Here is a 1,762-nt window from a genome sequence, read left to right as displayed (position 1 = left end):
GCCGCACCCCGCTGGCCGCCCTGGTGGCGGCCTCCGGGATCTCCTCGCTCGGCATGGCGGCGACCCTGGTCGCCGTGCCCTGGTTCGTCCTGCACAGCACTGGCAGCGGCACCCGGACGGGGCTCGTCGCCACCGCGGAGGTACTGGGCCTGCTGTGTTCCGCCGTGCTCGCGGGTCCGGTCGTCGACCGGCTGCCCGTACGCGCGACCAGCATCGGAGCGGACGTGCTGACGGCCGCGGCGATCAGCCTGATCCCGCTCCTGCACGCCTGGGGCGCCCTGCCCCTGCCCGTCCTCATCGTCCTGGTCTTCCTGGTGGGGGCCGCCCGCGGGCCGTCCGACACCGCCAAGCAGCTGCTCCTGCCCGGCGCGATGGAACGCGCGGGCGTCAGGGCGGAGCGGGCCACCGCAGCGGTCGAGGGCGCCCGCCGGATCGGCATGATGGCGGGGGCGCCGCTGGCCGGTCTGCTCATCGCGACCGTCGGCCCGGTGCGCACCCTGTACGCGGACATGGCGGCGATGGCGCTGTGCGCCCTCCTCGTGGCGGTCCTGGTTCCGGCGGCGGCCCGACCCCGCCCGGCCGGCGGCGGGCAGCCGCGCGGTTCCTACGCCCAGGAACTGCGCTTCGGCCTCGGGCAGTTGCGCAGGGACCGGCTCCTGGGGGCGATGGTGGGGGTCCTGATGCTGACCAACGCCCTGGACGGGGCGCTGAACGGGGTCCTCTACCCGGCGTACGGGACCCAGGTGCTGCGCAGCAGCGCCCTGTTCGGGGCGATGGTGACCGCCATGGGCGCCGGCGCGCTGCTCGGGGCGGCCGTGTACGGCTGGGCGGGGCACCGGATGCCGCGGCGCGCGGTCTTCGTCGGCGCCTTCGTCCTGGTGGGGGCGGTGCGGTGCGCCGCACTGGCCGCCGAGCCCCGGGTGCCGGTGCTGCTGGCGGTGCTGGCGCTGTCCGGCATCGGGTCGGGGATCGTGGGCCCGCTGATGATGTCGGTCGCCTACGAGCGGGTGCCCGAGGAGGTGCGGGGGCGGGTGTTCGGCTTGCTGGTCGCCGCCGCGCTGGCGGCGACGCCGCTGGGCATGCTCGGTGCGGGGGTGGCCCTGGACGCCGCGGGGTTGGTGACGGCGCTGCTGGGTACGGGGGCTCTGTACCTCGCGGTCACCCTGGCACCGCTGGTCTTCCCCGTGTGGCGGGAGCTCGACACCCGGGGCCCGGCGGAGCGGGTGGAGGCGCCGGCCCGGCGGGAGCCGGGCTCTCCGGCCGCCGCAGGAGCGGGAATCCTGACCGAATAGGTTGGTTTCACAAGGATTTGCGGCCCCTCACCATCGCGCCAGGCAGCTTGATGAGCAGCCTGATCGATCACCGAGGGGGCCGGGGCACGGCAAGGTTGGTCCTGCACCGACCGGCGCGGACGGCCCACAAAGTGGTTCGCGCCCACACCAGACCGCTCGTACTCCTGGGGATCCCATGCTCAAGCGTTACGTCATCGCCCTGTCCGTGGCCGCGTCCGCGCTGCTGCTGCCCGCCGCCGGCGCCGCTCAGGCCGCCGACGGCATCTCGGCCGAGACCACCGTGACGACGACCAGCGGGGGCGAGGGCGGCGCCACCGGCCCGGCGACGCGTCACATCCGCACGCCCGACGGCCGGCTGGTGACGGTCGGCACCACGCAGACCGGCCGGACCCGCGACACGGCCGACAGCTCCTGGGGCGGCTGATCGCACCGGCCCGCAAGGGCCGTGGCAACGGGGGGAGGGAGGATCG

General features: G+C 75.5%; 2 protein-coding genes. Both read left to right on the top strand.

Annotated elements, in window-relative coordinates; genetic code table 11:
- Positions 1–1,292: MFS transporter (locus ACWGIU_RS37195; protein WP_453712481.1), on the top strand; the 1,292-nt coding region annotated here is incomplete at its 5' end.
- A 175-nt stretch (positions 1,293–1,467) separates the two neighbouring features.
- Entirely contained in the window at positions 1,468–1,716 is a 249-nt protein-coding gene (locus ACWGIU_RS37190; protein WP_453712480.1) for a hypothetical protein, read from the top strand.
- The last annotated feature ends 46 nt before the right edge of the window (positions 1,717–1,762 follow it).

Source organism: Streptomyces sp. NPDC054840, from assembly GCF_053611065.1.
This window is presented reverse-complemented; position numbering and strand designations above follow the sequence as displayed.

Excerpts from the sequence above, each read along its gene's own strand:
- ACWGIU_RS37190 (WP_453712480.1), top strand. The coding sequence starts at position 1,468 with ATGCTCAAGCGTTACGTCATCGCCCTGTCCGTGGCCGCGTCCGCGCTG.